The organism is Mesorhizobium muleiense, assembly GCF_900099905.1.
In the GTDB taxonomy this organism is placed as follows: Bacteria; Pseudomonadota; Alphaproteobacteria; order Rhizobiales; family Rhizobiaceae; genus Mesorhizobium; species Mesorhizobium muleiense.
The window spans coordinates 177,617-197,572 of sequence record NZ_FNEE01000008.1 but is presented as its reverse complement, the minus strand read 5'-3'; the positions used below and the strand labels follow the sequence as shown (position 1 = coordinate 197,572).

At 64.2% G+C, this 19,956-nt stretch carries 14 protein-coding genes; 13 read left to right on the top strand and 1 reads right to left on the bottom strand.

The window, feature by feature from the left end:
* The first annotated feature begins 4 nt into the window (after positions 1 to 4).
* The 4 genes from BLT09_RS16690 to BLT09_RS16675 all read left to right on the top strand — a co-directional run bounded on the left by BLT09_RS16690 (position 5) and on the right by BLT09_RS16675 (position 6,413).
* Positions 5 to 1,039 (top strand): ABC transporter substrate-binding protein, encoded by a 1,035-nt coding sequence (locus tag BLT09_RS16690; RefSeq protein ID WP_091594805.1) that lies wholly within the window; start codon positions 5 to 7, stop codon positions 1,037 to 1,039.
* Between the two features lie 238 nt (positions 1,040 to 1,277).
* On the top strand, positions 1,278 to 2,474 hold the full coding sequence (locus BLT09_RS16685) for a serine hydrolase domain-containing protein (protein WP_091594803.1): 1,197 nt from the start codon (positions 1,278 to 1,280) through the stop codon (positions 2,472 to 2,474).
* An 81-nt stretch (positions 2,475 to 2,555) separates the two neighbouring features.
* On the top strand, positions 2,556 to 3,737 hold the full coding sequence (locus tag BLT09_RS16680) for a serine hydrolase domain-containing protein (RefSeq protein WP_091594801.1): 1,182 nt from the start codon (positions 2,556 to 2,558) through the stop codon (positions 3,735 to 3,737).
* A 369-nt stretch (positions 3,738 to 4,106) separates the two neighbouring features.
* Complete coding sequence (locus tag BLT09_RS16675) at positions 4,107 to 6,413, top strand: Tex family protein (protein WP_091594799.1); 2,307 nt, start codon at positions 4,107 to 4,109, stop codon at positions 6,411 to 6,413.
* On the opposite strand, the gene BLT09_RS16670 is transcribed toward BLT09_RS16675, so the two are convergent.
* Positions 6,414 to 7,310 carry a LysR family transcriptional regulator gene (locus BLT09_RS16670; protein WP_091594797.1) on the bottom strand — a complete coding sequence of 299 codons (897 nt, stop codon included), beginning with the start codon at positions 7,308 to 7,310 and terminating at the stop codon, positions 6,414 to 6,416. It lies immediately after the preceding gene.
* Between the two features lie 185 nt (positions 7,311 to 7,495).
* Here BLT09_RS16670 and BLT09_RS16665 point away from each other — a divergent pair, with 185 nt between their 5' ends.
* From BLT09_RS16665 to BLT09_RS16625, 9 genes are all read left to right on the top strand, one after another.
* Positions 7,496 to 8,701 carry an acyl-CoA dehydrogenase gene (locus BLT09_RS16665; protein WP_091594795.1) on the top strand — a complete coding sequence of 402 codons (1,206 nt, stop codon included), beginning with the start codon at positions 7,496 to 7,498 and terminating at the stop codon, positions 8,699 to 8,701.
* Between the two features lie 353 nt (positions 8,702 to 9,054).
* On the top strand, positions 9,055 to 12,450 hold the full coding sequence (locus tag BLT09_RS16660; protein ID WP_091594793.1) for a transglutaminase family protein: 3,396 nt from the start codon (positions 9,055 to 9,057) through the stop codon (positions 12,448 to 12,450).
* Positions 12,451 to 12,456: 6 nt separating this feature from the next.
* Positions 12,457 to 14,862 carry a circularly permuted type 2 ATP-grasp protein gene (locus BLT09_RS16655; protein WP_091594791.1) on the top strand — a complete coding sequence of 802 codons (2,406 nt, stop codon included), beginning with the start codon at positions 12,457 to 12,459 and terminating at the stop codon, positions 14,860 to 14,862.
* A 21-nt stretch (positions 14,863 to 14,883) separates the two neighbouring features.
* Positions 14,884 to 15,768 (top strand): transglutaminase family protein, encoded by an 885-nt coding sequence (locus tag BLT09_RS16650; protein WP_091594789.1) that lies wholly within the window; start codon positions 14,884 to 14,886, stop codon positions 15,766 to 15,768.
* Between the two features lie 164 nt (positions 15,769 to 15,932).
* On the top strand, positions 15,933 to 17,039 hold the full coding sequence (locus BLT09_RS16645) for a DNA topoisomerase IB (RefSeq protein WP_091594787.1): 1,107 nt from the start codon (positions 15,933 to 15,935) through the stop codon (positions 17,037 to 17,039).
* Positions 17,040 to 17,226: 187 nt separating this feature from the next.
* The gene (locus tag BLT09_RS16640) at positions 17,227 to 17,487 is read left to right on the top strand and encodes a hypothetical protein (protein WP_236473051.1); all 261 of its coding nucleotides are present in this window, start codon (positions 17,227 to 17,229) and stop codon (positions 17,485 to 17,487) included.
* 1 nt (position 17,488) lies between these two features.
* Complete coding sequence (locus tag BLT09_RS16635) at positions 17,489 to 18,061, top strand: type II toxin-antitoxin system VapC family toxin (protein ID WP_091594783.1); 573 nt, start codon at positions 17,489 to 17,491, stop codon at positions 18,059 to 18,061.
* 104 nt (positions 18,062 to 18,165) lie between these two features.
* Positions 18,166 to 18,540 carry a YciI family protein gene (locus tag BLT09_RS16630; RefSeq protein WP_027153193.1) on the top strand — a complete coding sequence of 125 codons (375 nt, stop codon included), beginning with the start codon at positions 18,166 to 18,168 and terminating at the stop codon, positions 18,538 to 18,540.
* Positions 18,537 to 19,808, top strand: a complete 1,272-nt coding sequence (locus BLT09_RS16625; RefSeq protein WP_091594781.1) for an RNA polymerase sigma factor — start codon at positions 18,537 to 18,539, stop codon at positions 19,806 to 19,808. Before BLT09_RS16630 ends, BLT09_RS16625 begins: the two co-directional genes overlap by 4 nt.
* Positions 19,809 to 19,956 lie beyond the last annotated feature (148 nt).

Genomic DNA, 19,956 nt, shown 5'->3' with positions numbered 1-19,956 from the left:
AGCAATGAAATGGAAGACCACGGCTGCCACGGCGGTATTCGCAATGTTTGCCTTTGCGGGCAGCGCGTATGCGGAAGGCGAACTCAACATCTTTAATTGGGGCGACTACACCAGCCCCGAGATGATCAAGAAGTTCGAGGATACCTATAAGGTCAAGGTGACGATCACCGACTACGACTCCAACGACACCGCGCTAGCAAAGGTACGCGCCGGTGGTCATGGCTTCGACATTGTGGTGCCGTCGGCCAACTACGTGCCGATCTGGGTGAAGGAAGGGCTTCTGCTTGAGGCCCGGCCCGACCAGATGGAGAACTTCAAGAATGTCGACGAGCGCTGGGTGAACGTTCCCTGGGATCCGGGCCGTCATTATACGGTTCCGTGGCAGTGGGGCGTGACCGGTATCGGCGTCAACACAAAGGTCTATGACGGCGACATCAACACCTCGGCCATCTTTCTCGATCCGCCGAAGGAACTGGTTGGCAAGATCAATGTCGCGCCGGAAATGAACGACGTGCTGTTCGCCACCATCAAGTATCTGGGCGGCGACTGGTGCACGGACGACAAGGAACTGCTCAAGAAAGTGCGCGACAAGCTGGTGGAGGCCAAGCCGAAGTGGTTGGCCATGGATTATAGCGTGACCGAGAAGCTACCGGCCGGCGACTATTCGGCCGTCTACTACTGGAACGGCGCCATCATGCGCTCGCGCATCAAGAACCCCGACATCAAGTTCGGCTACCCGAAAGAGGGCTTCCCCTTTTTCATGGACAGTGTTGCCATCCTCAAGGATGCCAAGAATGTCGACAACGCCAAGCTGTTCATGAACTTCATCATGGATCCCGAGAACGCCGCCATGATCTCCGCCTTCGCCAAATATGCCAATGGCATCAAGGGCTCGAAGACATTCATGCCAGCCGACATGAAGGATGCGCCCGAACTGGTGGTACCGCCAGAACTGGAGAAAGCGGGCGAGTTCCTCACCCCTTGCTCGCCCGATGTGCAGCAACTCTACACGCGCATCTGGACGGACGTTCAGAAATAGCGGCACTCCGCCTTTTTCCGCGCGAGCGGGAAGAAGGCGGGTCAAGGGCCGGATGAGGGGTAGCGCTGAATTCGCAGCGTTCGCGCCGCCCCTCACCTGGCCTGCCGGCACTGCCCTTCGCCATGGCGTCGGGCGTTCGTCACTCGAAAGGCCCATTCGGGGGCTTTTTCGTCCGCTGTGCAGACCGCTCCTCATCCAAGTGAACCGAAGAGCGGCATGCGGCGGCAGGGAAATTCTCATGCAGTCTTACCGCAACTCCGATCCGCGGCCGCCGATCATGCAGGGCTCACCGCCCAAGATGGTGCCGCCGAAGCTCGACTGGGACAGGGGACCCTGGAACCGGTGGGCGTTCCAGCACATCCGCGAAATCCTGCCGACCGTCGAAGTCTGGCGCGGCAATGGCCATCGCCGCCGGCTCGAGCGCGCCGACGTCGATCTCGACGCGCTGCCGGTGGGCGGCAGCACGGGGCAGCCTTCGACGCTGGCCGGGCTGCTGGACGAAACCTATACGGATGGGTTCCTCGTGCTCAAGGATGGCAAGATCGCCTATGAGCGCTATTGCAACGGCATGACCGAGCGCACGCTGCATTTGTCGCAGTCGATGGCCAAGTCGGTCACGGGCTCGGTATTCGGCATACTCGCCGGGCGCGGCCTGATCGATCCCGCCATGCCGGTGACGACCTATCTGCCGGAGCTGGAAGCTACCGGCTGGGCCGGCGCCAGCGTGCAGCATGTGCTCGACATGACGTCCGGCGTGCGCTTTTCCGAGGAATACACCGACCGCTATTCCGACATCGGCCAGGTCGATGTCGCCAGCGGCTGGAAACCGGTGCCGCCGGACAGCGACCCGGCCTTCGAGTGGCCGTCGTATATGTTCGAATTGATCCTGCGGCTCAAGAAGACAAGCCGGCCGCATGGCGCTGCGTTCGAATATCGTTCGATAGAGACCGACGTGCTCGCCTTCATCATGGAACGGGTGACCGGCAAGCGGCTGGCGCAACTGGTTTCGGAAGAACTCTGGCAAAAGCTCGGCGCGGATGAAAGCGCCTGCTTCACCGTCGACAGCGCCGGCTACGCCATCGCCGATGGCGGCTTCAACGCCACGCTGCGCGACTATGGCCGTTTCGGCCAGCTGATCCTCGACAATGGCGGCGGCGTCGTGCCGGCCGACTGGATCGAGGCGACGCGCACCGGCAGGCATGGACCGGACTTCAATCCCAGCCTGCCGCAAGGCAGCTACCGCAACCAGTTCTGGATCGAGGACCCGCGTTCGCGCGCGCTGATGTGCCGGGGGGTGTTCGGGCAGCTGATCCATATCGACTGGAACAGGAGAATGGTCGTGGTGAAGCTTTCGAGCTACCCCGATTTCACCAGCATCGCCTTTTCGGTGGCGACGATGAAAGCCGTGCACGCGATCGCCGCCGCGCTTGGCTAAGTGACGGTTTGGAAACTCTACTCTGGCGGCCATCTGATTTCGAAACAGTCTCTAAGTTCCTAAAAACCGGAAGGAAAAGCCATGACCGGTAAGACCGCGTTCGAGACCAGACATGGCTTTGCCCGCAACAAGGTGCTGCTCGGCAACTGGCGCGAAAGCCCGTTCAGCCGGTGGTCGTTCCAGAATGTCGGCGAGTTGGTGCCGAGCGCACGTGTCGCTGCAGCGTCAAGCGGCAGTGAGGCGCCGGCACAGGATCTTGACGGGCTGCTTGACGAAAAGGTCGCGCTGACCGGCGGCGCAGAGACTGTTGCGGCCTTTCTCGCGCGCTCCGACACCGACGCGCTGACGATCACGAAAGCCGGCAAATTCGTCGGCGACTGGTTCGCACCGCATATGGAGTTCGGCGCGCGCCACATCATCTTCTCGATCAGCAAGTCGCTGACCGCCATTCTGGCCGGCATATTGGAAGGCGAGGGAGTTTTCGATCCGCAGGCGCCGGTGACCCGCTATCTGCCGGAAGCTGCCGGCTCGGCCTATGGCGATGCCAGCGTGCGGCATGCGCTCGACATGAGCGTCAGCCTCGACTTCGAAGAAGCCTATCTCGATCCGGAAAGCGCCTTTGCCCGCTATCGCCGCGCGACGCTGTGGAATCCGGGCGGCGGCACCGAAAGCCTGGCCGACTTCATCCTGACGCTGCAGCGCCTTGCCGAGCCGCATGGCCGGACGTTCCGCTACCGCTCGCCCAATTCCGACCTGCTCGGCATCCTGCTCGAGCGCGCGTCCGGCCAGCGCTTTGCCGAGTTGATGCACGAGAAATTGTGGCTGCCGCTTGGTGCAATGAGCGAAGCCTCGGTGACGGTCGATATGGCCGGCACTGCGCGCACGGCCGGCGGCATTTCGGTGACGCCGCGCGATCTGGCCCGGGTCGGCGAGATGATGCGGCAGGGCGGCATCGCCCATAGCCGCCGCATCGTGCCGGAAGCCTGGGTGCGCGACACTGTCAGCACAGGCGGGGATGCCGAGGCCTGGCAGCGTGGCGCGATGGCGTTCCGCTTCCCGCAAGGCCGCTACCGCAACAAATGGTACCAGACCGGCGCGGCCAGCGGCGCTTTTTGCGGTATCGGCATCCACGGCCAGTGGCTCTACGTCGATCCCAAGGCGGAGGTGGTTATCGCCAAGATGTCGTCGCAGCCTGAGCCGGTCGATGAGCCGCTCAGTGTCGATATGGTCACCTTCTTCGATGCGCTGAGCCGGATGGTCTAGCAGGGCAATCGTATCCGACTGGCAATGTCAGCGCTGCCCCGCTGCCGGCACCTTCTCCCCGTATAGTGACCGGGAGAAGGGGGCTGGCCGCACCGCGGCGCTATTTATTGCAACGCTGGTCGTTGGCGAAACCCTTTTGGAGGCGTCTTTCTCCCCGTCACTATACGGGGAGAAATGCCCGGCAGGGCAATGAGGGGCAGCGCGCACGTCTGAAGGGCACGGGCAAATCCAGGCGTGGGCGCATTCTGCCATGCGAATTTCCAACGTGCTTTCCTGTGGAACTCTTGATCGGTCGAAAAGAGCGAGGTTGGCGTGGCGACGCTCTGCGCCTATGGTCGCCGCTCTTTTCGACAGGACAGCAGGAACGACATGGCATCCGAGCGCATCGCAGCAATCATCGCAGCCGAGATCACAGCCCGGCCCGAACAGGCCGCGGCGGCGATCGGACTGCTGGACGAAGGCGCGACGGTGCCGTTCGTGGCGCGCTACCGCAAGGAGGTCACCGGCGGTCTGGACGACACGCAGCTGCGCCTGCTGGCCGAGCGCCTAGCCTATCTGCGCGAGCTCGATGCGCGCCGCGACACCATTCTCGGTTCCATCCGCGAGCAGGGCAAGCTGACCGAAGAGCTTGAAACCAAGATCGCTGCGGCCGCCACCAAGGCGGAACTCGAAGACATCTATCTGCCCTACAAACCGAAGCGCCGGACCAAGGCCGAGATCGCGCGCGAGCGTGGGCTGGGACCGCTGGCCGAGGCCATCCTTGCCGACCGCGCGGCGGCGCCCAGCGAACTGGCGCTGGCCTACATCACTGAAGAGGTGGCCGACGCCAAGGCGGCGCTCGAGGGCGCGCGCGACATCCTGTCCGAGCAGTTCACCGAGAATGCCGATCTGGTCGGCAGGCTGCGGAGCTACATGAAGGAACGCGCCTTCATGCGGTCGCGCCTCGTCGACGGCAAGCAGGAAGCCGGCGCGAAATTCTCCGACTATTTCGACCATGTCGAGCGCTGGGCCAATGTGCCGAGCCATCGCGCCCTGGCGATGCTGCGCGGACGCAACGAAGAGGTGCTGTCGCTTGATATCGAAGTCGATGCCGACGACGCGTCGCCGGTGAAGCCGGTCGAGCGGATGATCGCCGATGCCTACGCCATCGGCCGCCAGTTGCCGGGCGACCGCTGGCTGATGGAGGTGGCGGGCTGGACCTGGCGCGTAAAGCTGTCGCTGCATCTGACGCTCGATTTGATGCGGGATCTGCGCGAGCGGGCCGAGGAGGAGGCGATCCATGTCTTCGCCCGCAATCTGAAGGACTTGCTGCTCGCTGCCCCGGCCGGCTCGCGCGCCACGATGGGGCTCGACCCCGGTATCCGCACCGGCGTCAAGGTGGCGGTGGTGGACGGCACCGGCAAGCTGCTGGCAACGACGACGGTCTATCCGTTTCCGCCAAGGAATGACGTGCGCGGCACGCAGGCCGAACTGGCAAAACTCATCCGCCTGCACAAGGTCGAGTTGATTTCCATCGGCAACGGCACCGGCAGCCGCGAGACGGAAAGGCTGGTCGCAGACATGCTGGCCGACATGCCTGCCGAGTCCGGGCCGAAGCCGCTCAAGGTGATCGTCAGCGAGGCGGGCGCGTCGGTCTATTCCGCCTCGGCAACAGCGGCGGCGGAATTCCCCGGCCTCGACGTGTCGCTGCGCGGCGCGGTGTCGATCGCGCGGCGGCTGCAGGATCCGCTGGCCGAACTGGTCAAGATCGAGCCGAAGTCGATCGGCGTCGGCCAATACCAGCACGACGTCGACCAGTACCGGCTTGGCCGCTCGCTGGAAGCGGTGGTCGAGGACGCGGTCAATGCCGTCGGCGTCGACCTCAATACCGCCTCGGCGCCGCTGCTGGCGCGGGTTTCGGGCCTCGGCACCTCGCTGGCCGAGGCGATCATCGCGCACCGTGACGCGGCGGGTCCCTTCGCCAGCCGACGCGACCTGTTGAAGGTCTCGCGCCTTGGACCCCGCGCCTTCGAGCAATGCGCCGGCTTCCTGCGCATTGCCAACGGCACCGAACCGCTCGATGCCTCGGCCGTGCATCCGGAAGCCTATGGCGTGGCGAATAAAATTGTTGCGGCCTGCGGGCGCGACCTCCGCTCGCTGATGGGCGACAGTGCCGCTCTCAAGGCGCTCGATCCGCGTGTCTTCGTCGATGAGCGGTTCGGCCTGCCGACGGTGCGCGACATCCTGGCGGAACTGGAAAAGCCCGGCCGCGATCCACGCCCCGGCTTCAAGACCGCCACCTTCGCTGACGGCGTTGACGACATCAAGGATTTGAAGCCAGGCATGCTGCTGGAAGGCACCGTCACCAATGTCGCCGCTTTCGGCGCCTTCGTCGATATCGGCGTGCATCAGGACGGCCTGGTGCATGTCTCGCAACTGGCCGACCGTTTCGTCAAGGACGCGCATGAGGTGGTCAAAGCCGGCGACGTGGTCAAGGTGCGCGTCGTCGACATCGACATCAAGCGCAAGCGCATCGGCCTGTCGATGCGCAGGGATGGTGACGGCGGCACACCGAAGCCGCGCGACGACGGCAACAGACCGGTGCCGCGCGCGCCGGCGCCGCAGCGCCAGCCGGAGCGGCCGGTGCAACAAGGCGCGTTCGGCGCCGCGTTGGCCGATGCGTTGAAGCGTAAGTAGCTACTTCTCCGGCGGCACATGGCGCAGCAGCCAGTCGCGAAAACTGGCGACCGGCGGATGGCCGCGCTTGTCATGCGGCACGACGAGGTAATAGGCGCTGCGGCTCTGCATCGGCCGGCCCGGCGCCGGCACCAACTGGCCCCGTTGCAATTCGCCTGAGATGAGGACCTGCGGCAGCAGCGCCACGCCGAGCCCGGCCATGCAGGCCTGGGCGGCGGTGCCGAATTGCTCGAACTGCATGCCGGGCCCGGTCGGTGCGCTCAATCCCTGATGCTCGAACCACTCGGTCCATGCGCCGGGCCGCGTCGCCATATGCAGCAGTGGCAGGCGGCCGATATCGGCAGGCGTGGCAATGGCGCGGCCGGCCAGAAATTCGGGCGAGACAACCGGCGCCACTGTCTCGCGCACCAGCAGCGTCGAGTCGGCACCGGGCCAGTCGGGCAGGCCGTAATGGATGGCGGCGTCGAGCCTCTCGCGGGCGAAGTCGAAACGGCCGATGCGGGTGACGAAATTGATGGTGATATCAGGGTTGCTTTCGACGAAATCCGGGATGAGCGGCATCAGCCAGCGTGTGCCGAAGGTCGGCAGGATCGCAAGGTTCAAGATGCCACTATGCCGATTGCTCATCAATCCAAGCGCTGCGTCGCGCAATTGACCCAAGGCGGCGCGCACGGCTTCGGCATAGATCTCACCGGCCGTCGACAGCCTGACATTGCGGCTGTCGCGTTCGAACAGCTGGCGGCCGAACTGGTCCTCCAAAAGTCTGATCTGGCGGCTGACGGCGCCCTGGGTCAGATCGAGCTCCCTTGCGGCGGCGGTGAAGCTGCCCAGCCGGGCCACCGCCTCGAAGGCGGCAAGGGCGCTGATACCAGGCAAAAGGCGGCGCTGCACGTTCATGATCCATTACTAACGCTCATTGGTTGGCGAAGCAATTTCGTTTGATTTTTTCGAACCGGAAGCCGATAAGCCGCCCGATTCATGTTGTTGTTTGTGCATGTCGTTATCCCAAACCGCCGGACACCTTCGGGTCAGGCCCCAGGGCAAGCTTTTGGGCGACATGCAAGAGTTGGGAGACCGAGGCCATGGCCGCCGACAAGAACGCATTCGTCTGGGATGATCCTTTCCTGATCGAGGACCAGCTGTCGGAAGACGAGCGGATGGTGCGCGATGGCGCAGCGGCATTCGCCGCCGACAAGCTCGCCCCCAGGATCGAGGAAGCCTATCTCGAGGAAAAGACCGATGCCGGGATCTTTCGCGAGATGGGCGAAGCGGGTCTGCTCGGCATCACCATTCCGGAAGAATATGGCGGGCTCGGCGCCAACTACGTCACCTATGGCCTGGTGGCGCGCGAAGTCGAGCGCATCGATTCTGGCTATCGCTCGATGATGAGCGTGCAGTCGTCGCTGGTGATGTATCCGATCCATGCCTATGGCTCGGAGTCGCAGCGCAAAAAATACCTGCCGAAGCTGGCGTCAGGCGAATGGATCGGCTGCTTCGGGCTGACCGAGCCGGATGCCGGTTCCGACCCTGGCGGCATGAAGACGCGGGCCGAGAAGACGGCGAACGGCTACAGGATCTCCGGCTCGAAAATGTGGATATCGAACGCGCCGATCGCCGACGTGTTCGTCGTCTGGGCAAAGTTGTCCGACAAGAGTGGGAGCGCGCATGACGGCGAGATTCGCGGCTTCGTGCTGGAAAAAGGCATGAAGGGGCTGTCGGCGCCAAAGATCGACGGCAAACTCAGTCTCCGCGCGTCGATCACCGGCGAAGTGGTGATGGAAGGCGTCGAGGTCGGTGAGGACGCGCTGCTGCCTGACGTGTCGGGCCTGAAGGGGCCTTTCGGCTGCCTCAACCGGGCGCGCTACGGCATTTCCTGGGGGGCGATGGGCGCGGCGGAAGATTGCTGGCACCGGGCCCGCCAATATGGCCTCGACCGCAAGCAGTTCGGCAAGCCGCTGGCCGGCACGCAGCTGTTCCAGAAGAAGCTCGCCGACATGCAGACCGAGATCGCGCTGGGGCTGCAGGGCAGCTTGCGGGTCGGGCGGCTGATGGATGAGGGCAAGATGGCGCCCGAGATGATCTCGATCGTCAAGCGCAACAATTGCGGCAAGGCGCTCGACATCGCCCGCCAGGCCCGCGACATGCATGGCGGCAACGGCATCCAGATCGGCTACCACGTCATGCGCCATGCGCAGAACCTGGAAACGGTCAACACCTATGAGGGCACGCATGACGTGCATGCGCTGATCCTCGGACGGGCGCAGACCGGATTGCAGGCGTTTTTCTAAGCCGGGCAGCGCCATGCACGCAATGTGCGCGCCTGAATGGATTGCTGATCGCGTTACCAAAGGGCCGCGCGATTGAGGACCGCCTTCCCCCACTCCGTCTCGGCTTCGCCGAGCCACCTCTCCCCCCTCCGGAGGGAGAAGAAGGGAGCCAGCCGGAATAGGTTCGCGCCCTTCCTCTACCCCGTCGATCGGGGGAGAGGTGGCTCGGCGAAGCCGAGACGGAGTGGGGGTCGACCTGCTCGGCTAGACGAAACAAGACGTTCGATTGGGTGCGCCGCAACATCCGCTTGGAGATCGGCTACTATCTGTGTCAGGGTCTAGCGTTCGTTTGAAACGCCGACTTTCGGGGTCCCATGGCAATTCTGGCAGCCGTCTACCACCTGACCCATTACAAATATGACCGGCCGGTCGTCCTCGGCCCGCAGGTCATCAGGCTGCAGCCGGCGCCGCATTCCCGCACCAAGGTGCTCAGCCATTCGTTGAAGGTCGGGCCGGCGAACCACTTCGTCAATCTGCAGCAGGATCCCTACGGCAATTTCCTGGCGCGCTTCGTGTTTCCGGAACCGGTGACGGAACTGAAGATCGAGGTCGACCTCGTCGCCGACATGACGGTCTACAACCCATTCGATTTTTTCGTCGAGCCGGCGGCCGAGACCTTGCCGTTCGAATACCCGGAAGAGATCAGCGACGATCTCGCCATCTACCGGACGCCGGAACCGGCTGGACCGCTGCTGTCGGCGTTCCTGCAAACCATCGATCGCCACCCAACCAATACCGTCAATTTCGTCGTCGACCTCAATGCCCGCCTGCAGCGCGAGGTCGCCTATATCGTGCGCATGGAAACCGGCGTTTTTTCGCCGGAGGAAACGCTGGCCGCCAAGAAAGGCTCGTGCCGCGATACGAGCTGGCTGCTGGTGCAGATCCTGAGGAACCTCGGCATCGCCGCGCGCTTTGTTTCCGGCTACCTGATCCAGCTGAAGCCCGACCTCGTCGCGCTTGACGGACCGCCCGGCACCGCCGTCGACTTCACCGATCTCCATGCCTGGTGCGAGGTCTATCTGCCGGGCGCCGGCTGGATCGGCTTCGACCCGACCTCCGGTCTGCTCACCGGCGAAAGCCATGTGCCGCTGGCGGCCACGCCGCATTTCCGCAACGCCGCGCCTATTTCCGGCATGGCGAGCTTCGCCAATGTCGAGTTCGGCTTCGACATGCGGGTCGACCGCATCGCCGAGCACCCCCGCATCACCAAGCCATTCTCCGACGAAAGCTGGCAGGCGCTTGACGCATTGGGCAGGCAGGTCGACGCCGCGCTCGAAGCCGGGGACGTGCGGCTGACCATGGGTGGCGAGCCGACCTTCGTGTCGATCGATGATTTCGAGGCGGAGGAGTGGAACACCGCCGCCGTCGGCCCGACAAAACGCGAAAAGGCCGATGCGCTGATCCGCCAGCTGCGTGAGCGTTTCGCGCCGGGCGGCTTCCTGCACTACGGGCAGGGCAAGTGGTATCCGGGCGAAAGCCTGCCGCGCTGGACCTTCTCGCTGTACTGGCGCGCCGACGGCGAGCCGGTGTGGAGCGACCCGTCGCTGATCGCGCGGGAGAACAGCGAAGCAGATGAAGCAGGCGAAGCAGATGTTGGGCCGAAGCAGGCTGAAAGCCTGCTGACGGCGATTGCCGATGAACTCGGCATCGACAAGTCAATGGTCAGCGAAGCCTATGAGGACCCGGCTGAGTGGCTGCTCAAGGAAGGCAAGCTGCCGGAGAATGTCGATCCGTCGAATTCGAAGCTGGACGACCCCGAGGAGCGCAGCCGCATGGCGCGGGTGTTCGAGCGCGGCCTGACCAAGCCGTCGGGCTATGTGCTGCCTGTCCAGCGCTGGAACAGCCAGGCGTCGGGACCGCGCTGGCGTTCGGAGAAATGGAAGACGCGGCGCGGCAGGCTGTTCCTGGTGCCGGGCGATTCACCGGTCGGCTACCGCCTGCCGCTCGGCACGCTACCCCATGTGCCGCCGGCGCAGTTCCCCTACATCGTGCCGGTCGATCCTTCGCTGCCGCGCGGACCATTGCCGGCGCGCGAGGCTATTTTGCCTGAAGCCGCTTCTTTGCCGGAGGCTGCCCCGGCCGAACTTGAAGGCGCTGGCGAAATGGCGCGCCGCCAGCAGGCGGCGTCCTTCACCGCAGCGACCGGCCAGCAGGACCGTGTCGAACAGGAGATTACCGAGATCGGTGGCGCGGTGCGCACCGCGCTGTCGGTCGAGCCGCGCGACGGACGGCTTTGTGTATTCATGCCGCCGGTCGAGGCGCTGGAAGATTATCTCGAACTGGTCGCGGCGGCCGAGAACGCGGCAAAGGCTATCGGCCTGCCGGTGCATATCGAGGGCTACGGTCCGCCACACGACCCGCGCCTAAACGTCATCCGCGTTGCTCCGGATCCCGGCGTCATCGAGGTGAACATCCATCCGGCTGCGAACTGGCAGGACTGCGTGGCGACGACCACAGCGATCTACGAGGAGGCGCGGCAGACGCGGCTTGGCGCCGACAAGTTCATGATCGACGGCCGTCATACCGGCACCGGCGGCGGCAACCATGTCGTCGTCGGCGGCGCAACACCCAACGACAGTCCGTTTCTGCGCCGCCCCGATTTGCTGAAGAGCCTGGTCCTGCAATGGCAGCGCCGTCCGTCGCTGTCCTATCTGTTCTCAGGCCTGTTCATCGGCCCGACCAGCCAGGCGCCGCGTTTCGACGAGGCGCGCCACGATTCGCTGTACGAGCTTGAGATCGCCATGGCGCAGGTGCCGCATCCGGACAGTGGCAGCGCCCCGTTGCCGTGGCTGGTCGACCGGCTGTTCCGTAACCTGTTGACCGACGTGACGGGGAACACCCACCGTTCGGAAATCTGCATCGACAAGCTGTTTTCGCCCGACGGACCGACCGGCCGGCTGGGGCTGGTCGAGTTCCGCGGCTTCGAGATGCCGCCCAATGCGCGCATGAGCCTGGCGCAGCAATTGCTGGTGCGCGCCATCATCGCCCGCGCCTGGAAGAACCCGCTCGATGGCCGCTTCGTGCGCTGGGGCACGTCACTGCATGACCGTTTCATGCTGCCGCACTATGTATGGGCTGACTTTCTCGACGTGCTGGACGACCTCAAGCTGAACGGCTTCGAGTTCCGTCCCGAATGGTTCGATGCGCAGCTCGAATTCCGCTTTCCTTTCTGCGGCGAAGTCCAGCATGCCGGCATCAAGCTGGAGCTGCGGCAGGCGCTGGAGCCGTGGCATGTCATGGGCGAGCAGGGCGCCATCGGCGGCACCGTGCGCTTCGTCGATTCTTCGGTCGAGCGGCTGCAGGTGAAGACCGAAGGGCTCAATCCGGAACGTCATGCGGTCGTCTGCAACGGCCGCATCGTGCCGATGAAGGTGACCGACACCAGAGAGATCGCGGTGGCCGGCGTCCGCTTCAAGGCCTGGCAGCCGTCATCGGGGCTGCATCCAGCACTGCCGGTCAACACGCCGCTGGTCTTCGACATCTACGATCGCTGGTCGGGCCGGGCGGTCGGCGGCTGCGTCTACCATGTCGCGCATCCCGGCGGGCGCAGCTACGACACTTTCCCGGTCAACGGCAACGAAGCGGAGGCGCGGCGGCTCGCCCGCTTCGAGCCGCGCGGCCATACGCCGTCCGCCTACGTGCTGCGCGGCGAACAAGCCTCTGAGGATTTCCCGATGACCCTTGACCTGCGGCTGCCTGCAAGACTCTGATCAGCCATGGCAAAGGGGAATCACCAGGAAATACGCGGCAGGCCGCATAACCTGCTGGAGCACTACCAGCCGATCGACGGCGTCGTCGACGAGATGGTCGATGCATCAGGCAATCCCCGTCCGGTCTGGAAGGAGTTCATCGAGGCGCTGGAAGATCTGGGGCCTGAAAAGCTCGCCCAGCGTTTCGCCCGCGCCGACCAGTATCTGCGCGACGCCGGCGTCTATTACCGTCTCTACGATCAGGCCGGCGCCAATGAGCGCGAATGGCCGCTGGCGCATGTGCCTCTCCTGATAGAGGAGCAGGAATGGGCCGCGATCAGTGCCGGCCTGGTCCAGCGGGCCGAGCTGTTCGAGGAAACGATTGCCGATATCTACGGGCCGAACCGCCTGGTCGAGAAAGGCGTCCTGCCGGCGGGGCTGATCGCGGCCAGCCCGGAATATTTGCGCCCCGTCGTCGGCACCAGACCGGCCAGCGGCCATTTCCTGCATTTCTGCGCGTTCGAACTCGGCCGTGGACCGGATGGCCGCTGGTGGGTGCTGGGCGACCGCACGCAGGCGCCGTCAGGTGCCGGCTTTGCGCTGGAAAACCGCGTCGCCACAACGCGTGCGCTGTCCGACGTTTATGGCGAGATGCATGTGCACCGCCTTGCCGGCTTCTTCCGTCGCTTTCGCGACGCGCTTAACGGCATGGCCAAGGGATCGGGCGGTCGTGTCGCCATCCTGACGCCCGGGCCACTCAACGAAACCTATTACGAGCATGCCTATATCGCCCGCTATCTCGGCATCATGCTGCTCGAAGGCGAGGATCTGACCGTCTCCGGCGGTCGATTGATGGTGCGCACGGTTTCCGGGCTGATGCCGGTCAGCGTGCTGTGGCGGCGGCTCGACGCCGCCTTCGCCGATCCGCTGGAGCTGCGGCCGGATTCGCAGATCGGCACGCCAGGGCTGGTCGAGGCGATCCGCCGGGGAGCCGTCTCAGCCGTCAACGCGCTCGGCTCCGGGCTGATGGAAACGCGGGCGCTGTTCGCCTTCCTGCCAAAAATTTCGCGCGAATTGCGCAGCGAGGAGCTTCTCTTGCCGAGCGTCGCGACATGGTGGTGCGGGCGGGACGCGGACCGTGACCATGTGCTGGCCAACCTCGACCGCATGGTGATCGGTCCGGCGCTGTCGACGCGGCTTGCCTTCGAGGATGACGATTGCACCAGGCTGGGCTCGGCGCTGGTTGCCGGGGAACGGGCCGAACTGATAGCCCGGATCGAACGCGACGGCGGCGCCTTCGTCGGACAGGAAGCAGTGACGCTTTCGACCACGCCGGTCTATGTCGGCGGCTGGCTTGAGCCGCGGCCGGCAGCCCTGCGCGTCTATCTGGCGCGAACGCCGGAAGGCTGGACGGTGATGCCCGGCGGTTTTGCCCGTGTCGGCTTTTCGCTCGACCCGACCGCAATCGCCATGCAGCGCGGCGGCCAGGCTGCGGATGTATGGGTGGTCAGCGACAGGCCGGTGGAGCGCGAGACGCTGCTGCCGCAGGAGCACGACAGCTTCATCCGCACCTCGCCAGGCAGCCTGCCCAGCCGCGCGGCGGAGAACCTGACTTGGCTCGGCCGTTATATCGAGCGATCGGAAGGCACGGTGCGCATCCTGCGCGCCTATCACGTGCGGCTGGCCGAGGCCTCCGACCCGGACATGCCTTTGCTTGCCGATATCAGAGACCATCTCGAACCGTTCGGCATCGACGTCGCCACGGCGATCCCGCCGGGGCTGATCGGCACGCTGGACAGCGCCGTCTACAGCGCCGGACAGATCCGCGACCGCTTCTCGCCCGACGGCTGGCTGGCGCTGAAGGATCTGTCGAAGACCATCCATCAATTCGCGACAACGGTGGCGCCTGGCGATGATGCGACGCGGGCGATGACGGTCATCCTGCGCAAGCTCGCCGGGTTTTCCGGCCTGCTGCATGAGAACATGTATCGCTTCACCGGCTGGCGCTTCCTGGAGATCGGCCGGCGGTTGGAACGCGGCATCCAGATCGCCCGCACGCTGGCCCGGCTGACCGGGGCTGCGGCGCCCGAAGGCGCGCTCGACATGATGCTGGAGATCGGCGACAGCGTGATGACCCACCGGCGGCAGTATCCGGTGCAGGCCGGCAGGCGCACGGTGATCGACCTCCTGGTGCTCGATCCGCTCAACCCACGCTCCATCCTGTTCCAGCTCGAGCGGCTGAAGGCCGAGATCGCGCTGTTGCCTGCTGTCGGTGGCGAGGGGCATATGTCGCCGGCGGCGAAAGAGATACTGCAGCTCAATACGGCAATCGCCATCAAGGAGCCCTCGGACATGACGGCGAAGGCCCTGGACGATCTCGCCACCGAGATCGGCGGCCTCTACAACAGCCTCGCCAAGGCCTATTTCGGCTAAGGACGGGACCCGGAGGCTGGCATGCTCTACGACATCAGACTCAATCTGCGTTACGACTATGATGCTGCAGCCGGCGGCGGCCGCCATCAGGTGCGCGTGCTGCCGCCGACGATATCGGGCGTGCAGCGGGTGATCGCCGCTTCGCTATCCTTCGCGCCGGCGCCGAGCGAACGCTCCGACTTTTCCGATTTCTTCGGCAACAATGTCACGTCGATCGCCTTTCGCGATGCCCATGATGCGCTCGACATCAGGATGAGCGCGCGCGTCGCCGTCTCGCGGCCGGAACCCGGGCTTGACGTGTCGCCCGACATTCGCCGGCTGCGGAGCCAACTCGAAGCGGTGCGGTCGCTGTCGCCTGATACACCGCATCACTTTCTGGCCGCCAGCGACCATGTCGGCATTGACGCTGATATCACGGGGTATGCGCGGAGCAGTGCCGGCAGTTCTGTCGTCGGTACCGCCATGGACCTGTGCAACCGCATTCATCGCGATTTCACCTACGATGGCGAGGCGACCACGGTGCAGACCCGGGCGAGCGATGCTTTCAGCCTGAAGCGGGGCGTCTGCCAGGATTTTTCGCACATCATGATCGCCGGCCTGCGCGGCCTCGGTATCCCCGCCGGCTATGTCAGCGGCTTCCTGCGCACCATTCCGCCGCCCGGAAAACCGCGTTTGGAAGGGGCCGACGCCATGCATGCCTGGGTCAAGGTGTGGTGCGGGCGCGACACCGGATGGCAGGAATTCGATCCAACCAACGGCATGCGGGCAAGCAATGACCACATCACCGTTGGCCACGGCCGCGACTATTCGGATGTAGCGCCGATCGTCGGCGTCCTGAAGACGACGGGCGGACAGGTCGGCGAGCAGGCTGTCGACGTCATTCCGGTCGTGCTGGAAAAGGCATGACGGCAAGCGAGGCCGCAATCGATCTTGAACATCGGCAGAAGGCTGCTTCTCAAACGCGCATGCGGTGAGCCCGGCATCTTTGTGGCAGCCATGTTCGTCGAAGCAATGGCGGAACCAGCGGGCCGATCCGTTGCTTATCTACGGGAAGATTCCGTGGAGAGGACATGCTGGACAAATCCGGATCGTCGACTGGCCGGTCGGCTGCCAAGGAGGGTGCACCAAAAAACGGGGCGCCGAAGAATGGCGGAGAGGCCTCGGCCGATCGAGCCTCGCTCACCTATGTCACCGATACCGAGCCCGGTATCCGCCGCTTCAGGGCCGGCAAGGGATTTTCGTACAAAGGGCCTGACGGGCAGGGCGTCGACACAGACACCATGGCCCGCATCAAGGCACTCGCCATCCCGCCGGCGTGGACGGATGTGTGGATCGCGCCGGATGCCAACGGTCACATCCAGGCGACCGGCCGAGACCAGCGCGGACGCAAGCAATATCGCTATCATCCGCAATGGGCCGAGGAGCGCGACGGCGTCAAATATTCGAGCCTGGTTGCCTTTGCAGGGAGCCTGCCTGAACTGCGACGCCAGATCGACGCCGATCTGCGCCGTCACGGCCTGCCGCTGGAACGCGTTGTCGCCGCTGTGGTCTGGCTGCTCGACAACACGATGATCCGCGTCGGCAATGCTGCCTACGCCCGCGACAACAACAGCTTTGGGCTGACCACGCTGCGCGACCGCCATGTCGACATCAGTGGCTCGAGCCTGCGTTTCGCTTTCAAGGGCAAGTCCGGCAAGGAGTGGAAGCTGAAGCTCGTCGATCGCCGGATCGCCAGGATCGTGCGCGGGGCGCAGGATCTGCCGGGCCAGAAGTTGTTCCAGTATCTCGACGAGGACGGAAGCAGGCGACCGATCCGCTCCGACGACGTCAACCGCTATATCAGGGAGACGGCGGGGGCGGATTTCAGCTCGAAGCATTTCCGAACCTGGGGCGGCACCATCCATGCTGCGTCGCTGTTTGCGCAAACCGAACGACCCGAAAGCCAGGCACAACAGAAGCGGGTGATGAACGGCGTCATCGACAAGGTCGCCGAGCGGCTGGGCAACACGCGCGCCATCTGCCGCAGCTGTTATATCCACCCACAGGTTTTCGAAGCCTGGTCCGAAGGTCGGCTGCTCGGCGAAATGGCGGATGCGAACAAGCGGAAGCGATCGATAGCCGGCCTTGATGACGAAGAAGCCATCGTTCTGAGATGGCTGAAGGCGCAGGAAAGCTGAACCGAAGCGCGCCTGAACCTGTGCCGGAAGCGGGCATTGAAAACATTGTCTTTCCTGCTATGTTGTCCAAAATCGATTATTGTTAAACAGAAGGTGAGGCACCCTGATGGCGAAGACAGCTGTACATGTCCGTCGCGGCCTCGCCGCTGGCAAGCGGACGAAAACGCTTCCCAAAGCGGCTGCGAAAATGCAGATGCGTCGCCTGGCCAGAATTGATGCCGTCCTGCAGAGGGCAGAAGAATCCGGCCTGCGCGCTGAGAAGAACGGCAGGATCGCGGGACGGGTGAGTGCCGACCTGATCAAGCAGGCTAAGGCTCGAACCGGATTGACGTCTGATACCGAGCTGGTCGAATTTGCGCTGGCAAATGTAGCCTTGGAAGACAATTTCGCCGAGACCTTCAGGAAAACACGTGGAACGGTGGATCCGACGCTGAAGCTCGGATTCTGAATTGGCCGATTTCGACTTCGGTGCGGCCGTCAGATGGTCGCGATTTGACCCCCAGAAAACGTTAAGCCGCCGGCCCGACAAGGAGCTGCCGATCATCGGTAACCTTGTCGAGGCGGGACAGGAATTGCTGCTGGATACCTGTGTTTACCTTGACGGTTTGCAAGGCCGAGCGCCAGAAGCAGTTGCCGACCTCCTCGACATCAGGCAGGTCAATCATTCAACCATAGCCATCCAGGAACTGATGCACACGGTTGGCGTCCTCAAGCCGAACCACCCGGGCACCGCCGAAGCGATCAAGCAGATCGGGACCATGATCGAGGATATGCCGCCGCATCGGGTTTTTGCAGCAGATCCCGATGTCCTGGGCCGAGCCGCACTCCTCTCAGGAATGCTGTGTCGCCTGCAAGGCTACAAGAATGATTCCAGGCTGCGGGCGCTTCAGGATTGCGTTCTGTTCCTGCAGGCCCAGAAATTGGGATTTGCCGTTCTAACGGGCAACATCAGCGACTTCGATTATTTGCTGCAGCTGATCCCGACGGGCCGGGTCTTGATGTATCGGCCAATCCAAACATAGCTGCACATCGGGGCTTCTGGGTGAGCAGGACGTGATTTTTTTATCGACGTTGTGTCGGGATCGGTCCTACTGTTTCGTCCTTTGACAGAGAAAAGGACGCGCCCATGCTCTACGCAATCCTCTGCTATGCCTCCGAAGACGTCGTCTGCTCGTGGAGCAAGGAACAGGACGATGCCGTCATGGAAAAACTCCTGGGCGTGCAGGAAAAATACGCTCGGGCCGGCCGGCTTGGCCCGGTGGCGCGGCTGCTGCCGACGACCGCTGCGACAACGCTGAGAAAGGTCAAGGGCGAATCGGTCGTCATCGATGGCCCGTTTGCCGAAACCAAGGAACAGTTCCTCGGCTTCTACACGCTCGAATGCGCCGATCTCGACGAGGCCGTCGACTTTGCGCGCGAGCTTTCCGAGGTCAACCCGAGCGGCGGCTCCTACGAGATACGGCCGGTTTCGCTCTTCAATCCCGCCAAGGTTTCAGCATGACCGACCTTACCTGGATCAGCACAGCGATCAGCACCGCCCGCCCACAGGCGATGGGCGCGCTGTTGCGCTACTTCCGCGATCTCGACGCGGCGGAGGAAGCTTTCCAGGACGCTTGCCTGCGCGCTCTGAAGAACTGGCCGACAAACGGCCCGCCGCGCGATCCGGCAGCCTGGCTGATCTTCGTTGGCCGCAACAGCGGCATCGACGCGGTGCGCAAGCGTGCCAAGCAGGCGCCGCTGCCGGAAGAGCACCAGATCTCCGATCTGGAAGATGCCGAAACCGATATCGCCGAACGGCTGGACGGCGCGCACTACCGCGACGACATATTGCGGCTGCTGTTCATCTGCTGTCATCCCGACCTGCCGGCGACGCAGCAGATCGCCGTGGCGTTGCGCATCGTTTCAGGCCTGAGCGTCAAGCAGATCGCCCGCGCTTTTCTCGTCGGCGAAAGCGCCATGGAGCAGCGCATCACACGTGCCAAGGCGCGCATCGCCGATGCCGGCGTGCCGTTCGAGACGCCCGGTGCGGTCGAGCGCTCCGAGCGGCTCGCCGCGGTCGCCGCCATGGTCTACCTGATCTTCAACGAAGGCTATTCGACCAACAGCGGTGAGGCGCCGGCGCGCGCGCCGCTCTGCGAGGAGGCGATCCGGCTGGCCCGGCTGCTGCTCAGGCTGTTCCAGACCGAGCCGGAGATCATGGGCCTGACGGCACTCTTGCTGCTTCAGCATGCGCGTGCGCCGGCGCGTTTCGACGAGAACGGCGAAATCGTGCTGCTCGAAGACCAGGACCGCAGCCTGTGGAGCCGCAAGATGATCGACGAGGGGCTGGCGCTGGTCGACAAAGCGCTGCGCCACCACAAGCCCGGTCCCTATCAGGTGCAAGCGGCGATCGCCGCCCTGCATGCGCGCGCGGAAAGGCCCGAGGACACGGACTGGAACGAGATCGAGCTGCTCTACAGCCTGCTCGAGCAGATGCAGCCGTCGCCGGTGGTGACGCTCAATCGCGCCGTCGCGGTCGCCAAGGTGCGCGGGCCGGAAGCCGCACTTGCCATGATCGAGCCGTTGGAACAAAGGCTTTCCGGCTATTTCCACTTCTTCGGCCTTAGGGGTGGCCTGCTGATGCAGCTCGGTCGTGGTGAGGAGGCGCGCATCGCCTTCGACCGCGCCATTGCGCTTGCCAATACGGCCGCCGAGGCCGCCCATATCCGCATGCACATCGACCGCCTGATGAAGGAAGGCGCCGTGCGGGGTGCGCAGGCAGCGCGCTGAGACGACTCGCTGGTTCAACGGTCTGCCTTTGGCTTAGACCATGCCGGGGTGGCGATTTTTCCCTGAAGCGAGTAATGCCACGCCATGACAGCGCCTGATGTGCCGATCGGTGCAGGGACGGCATGGCGCAAGGGTGCATGTCCCAAAA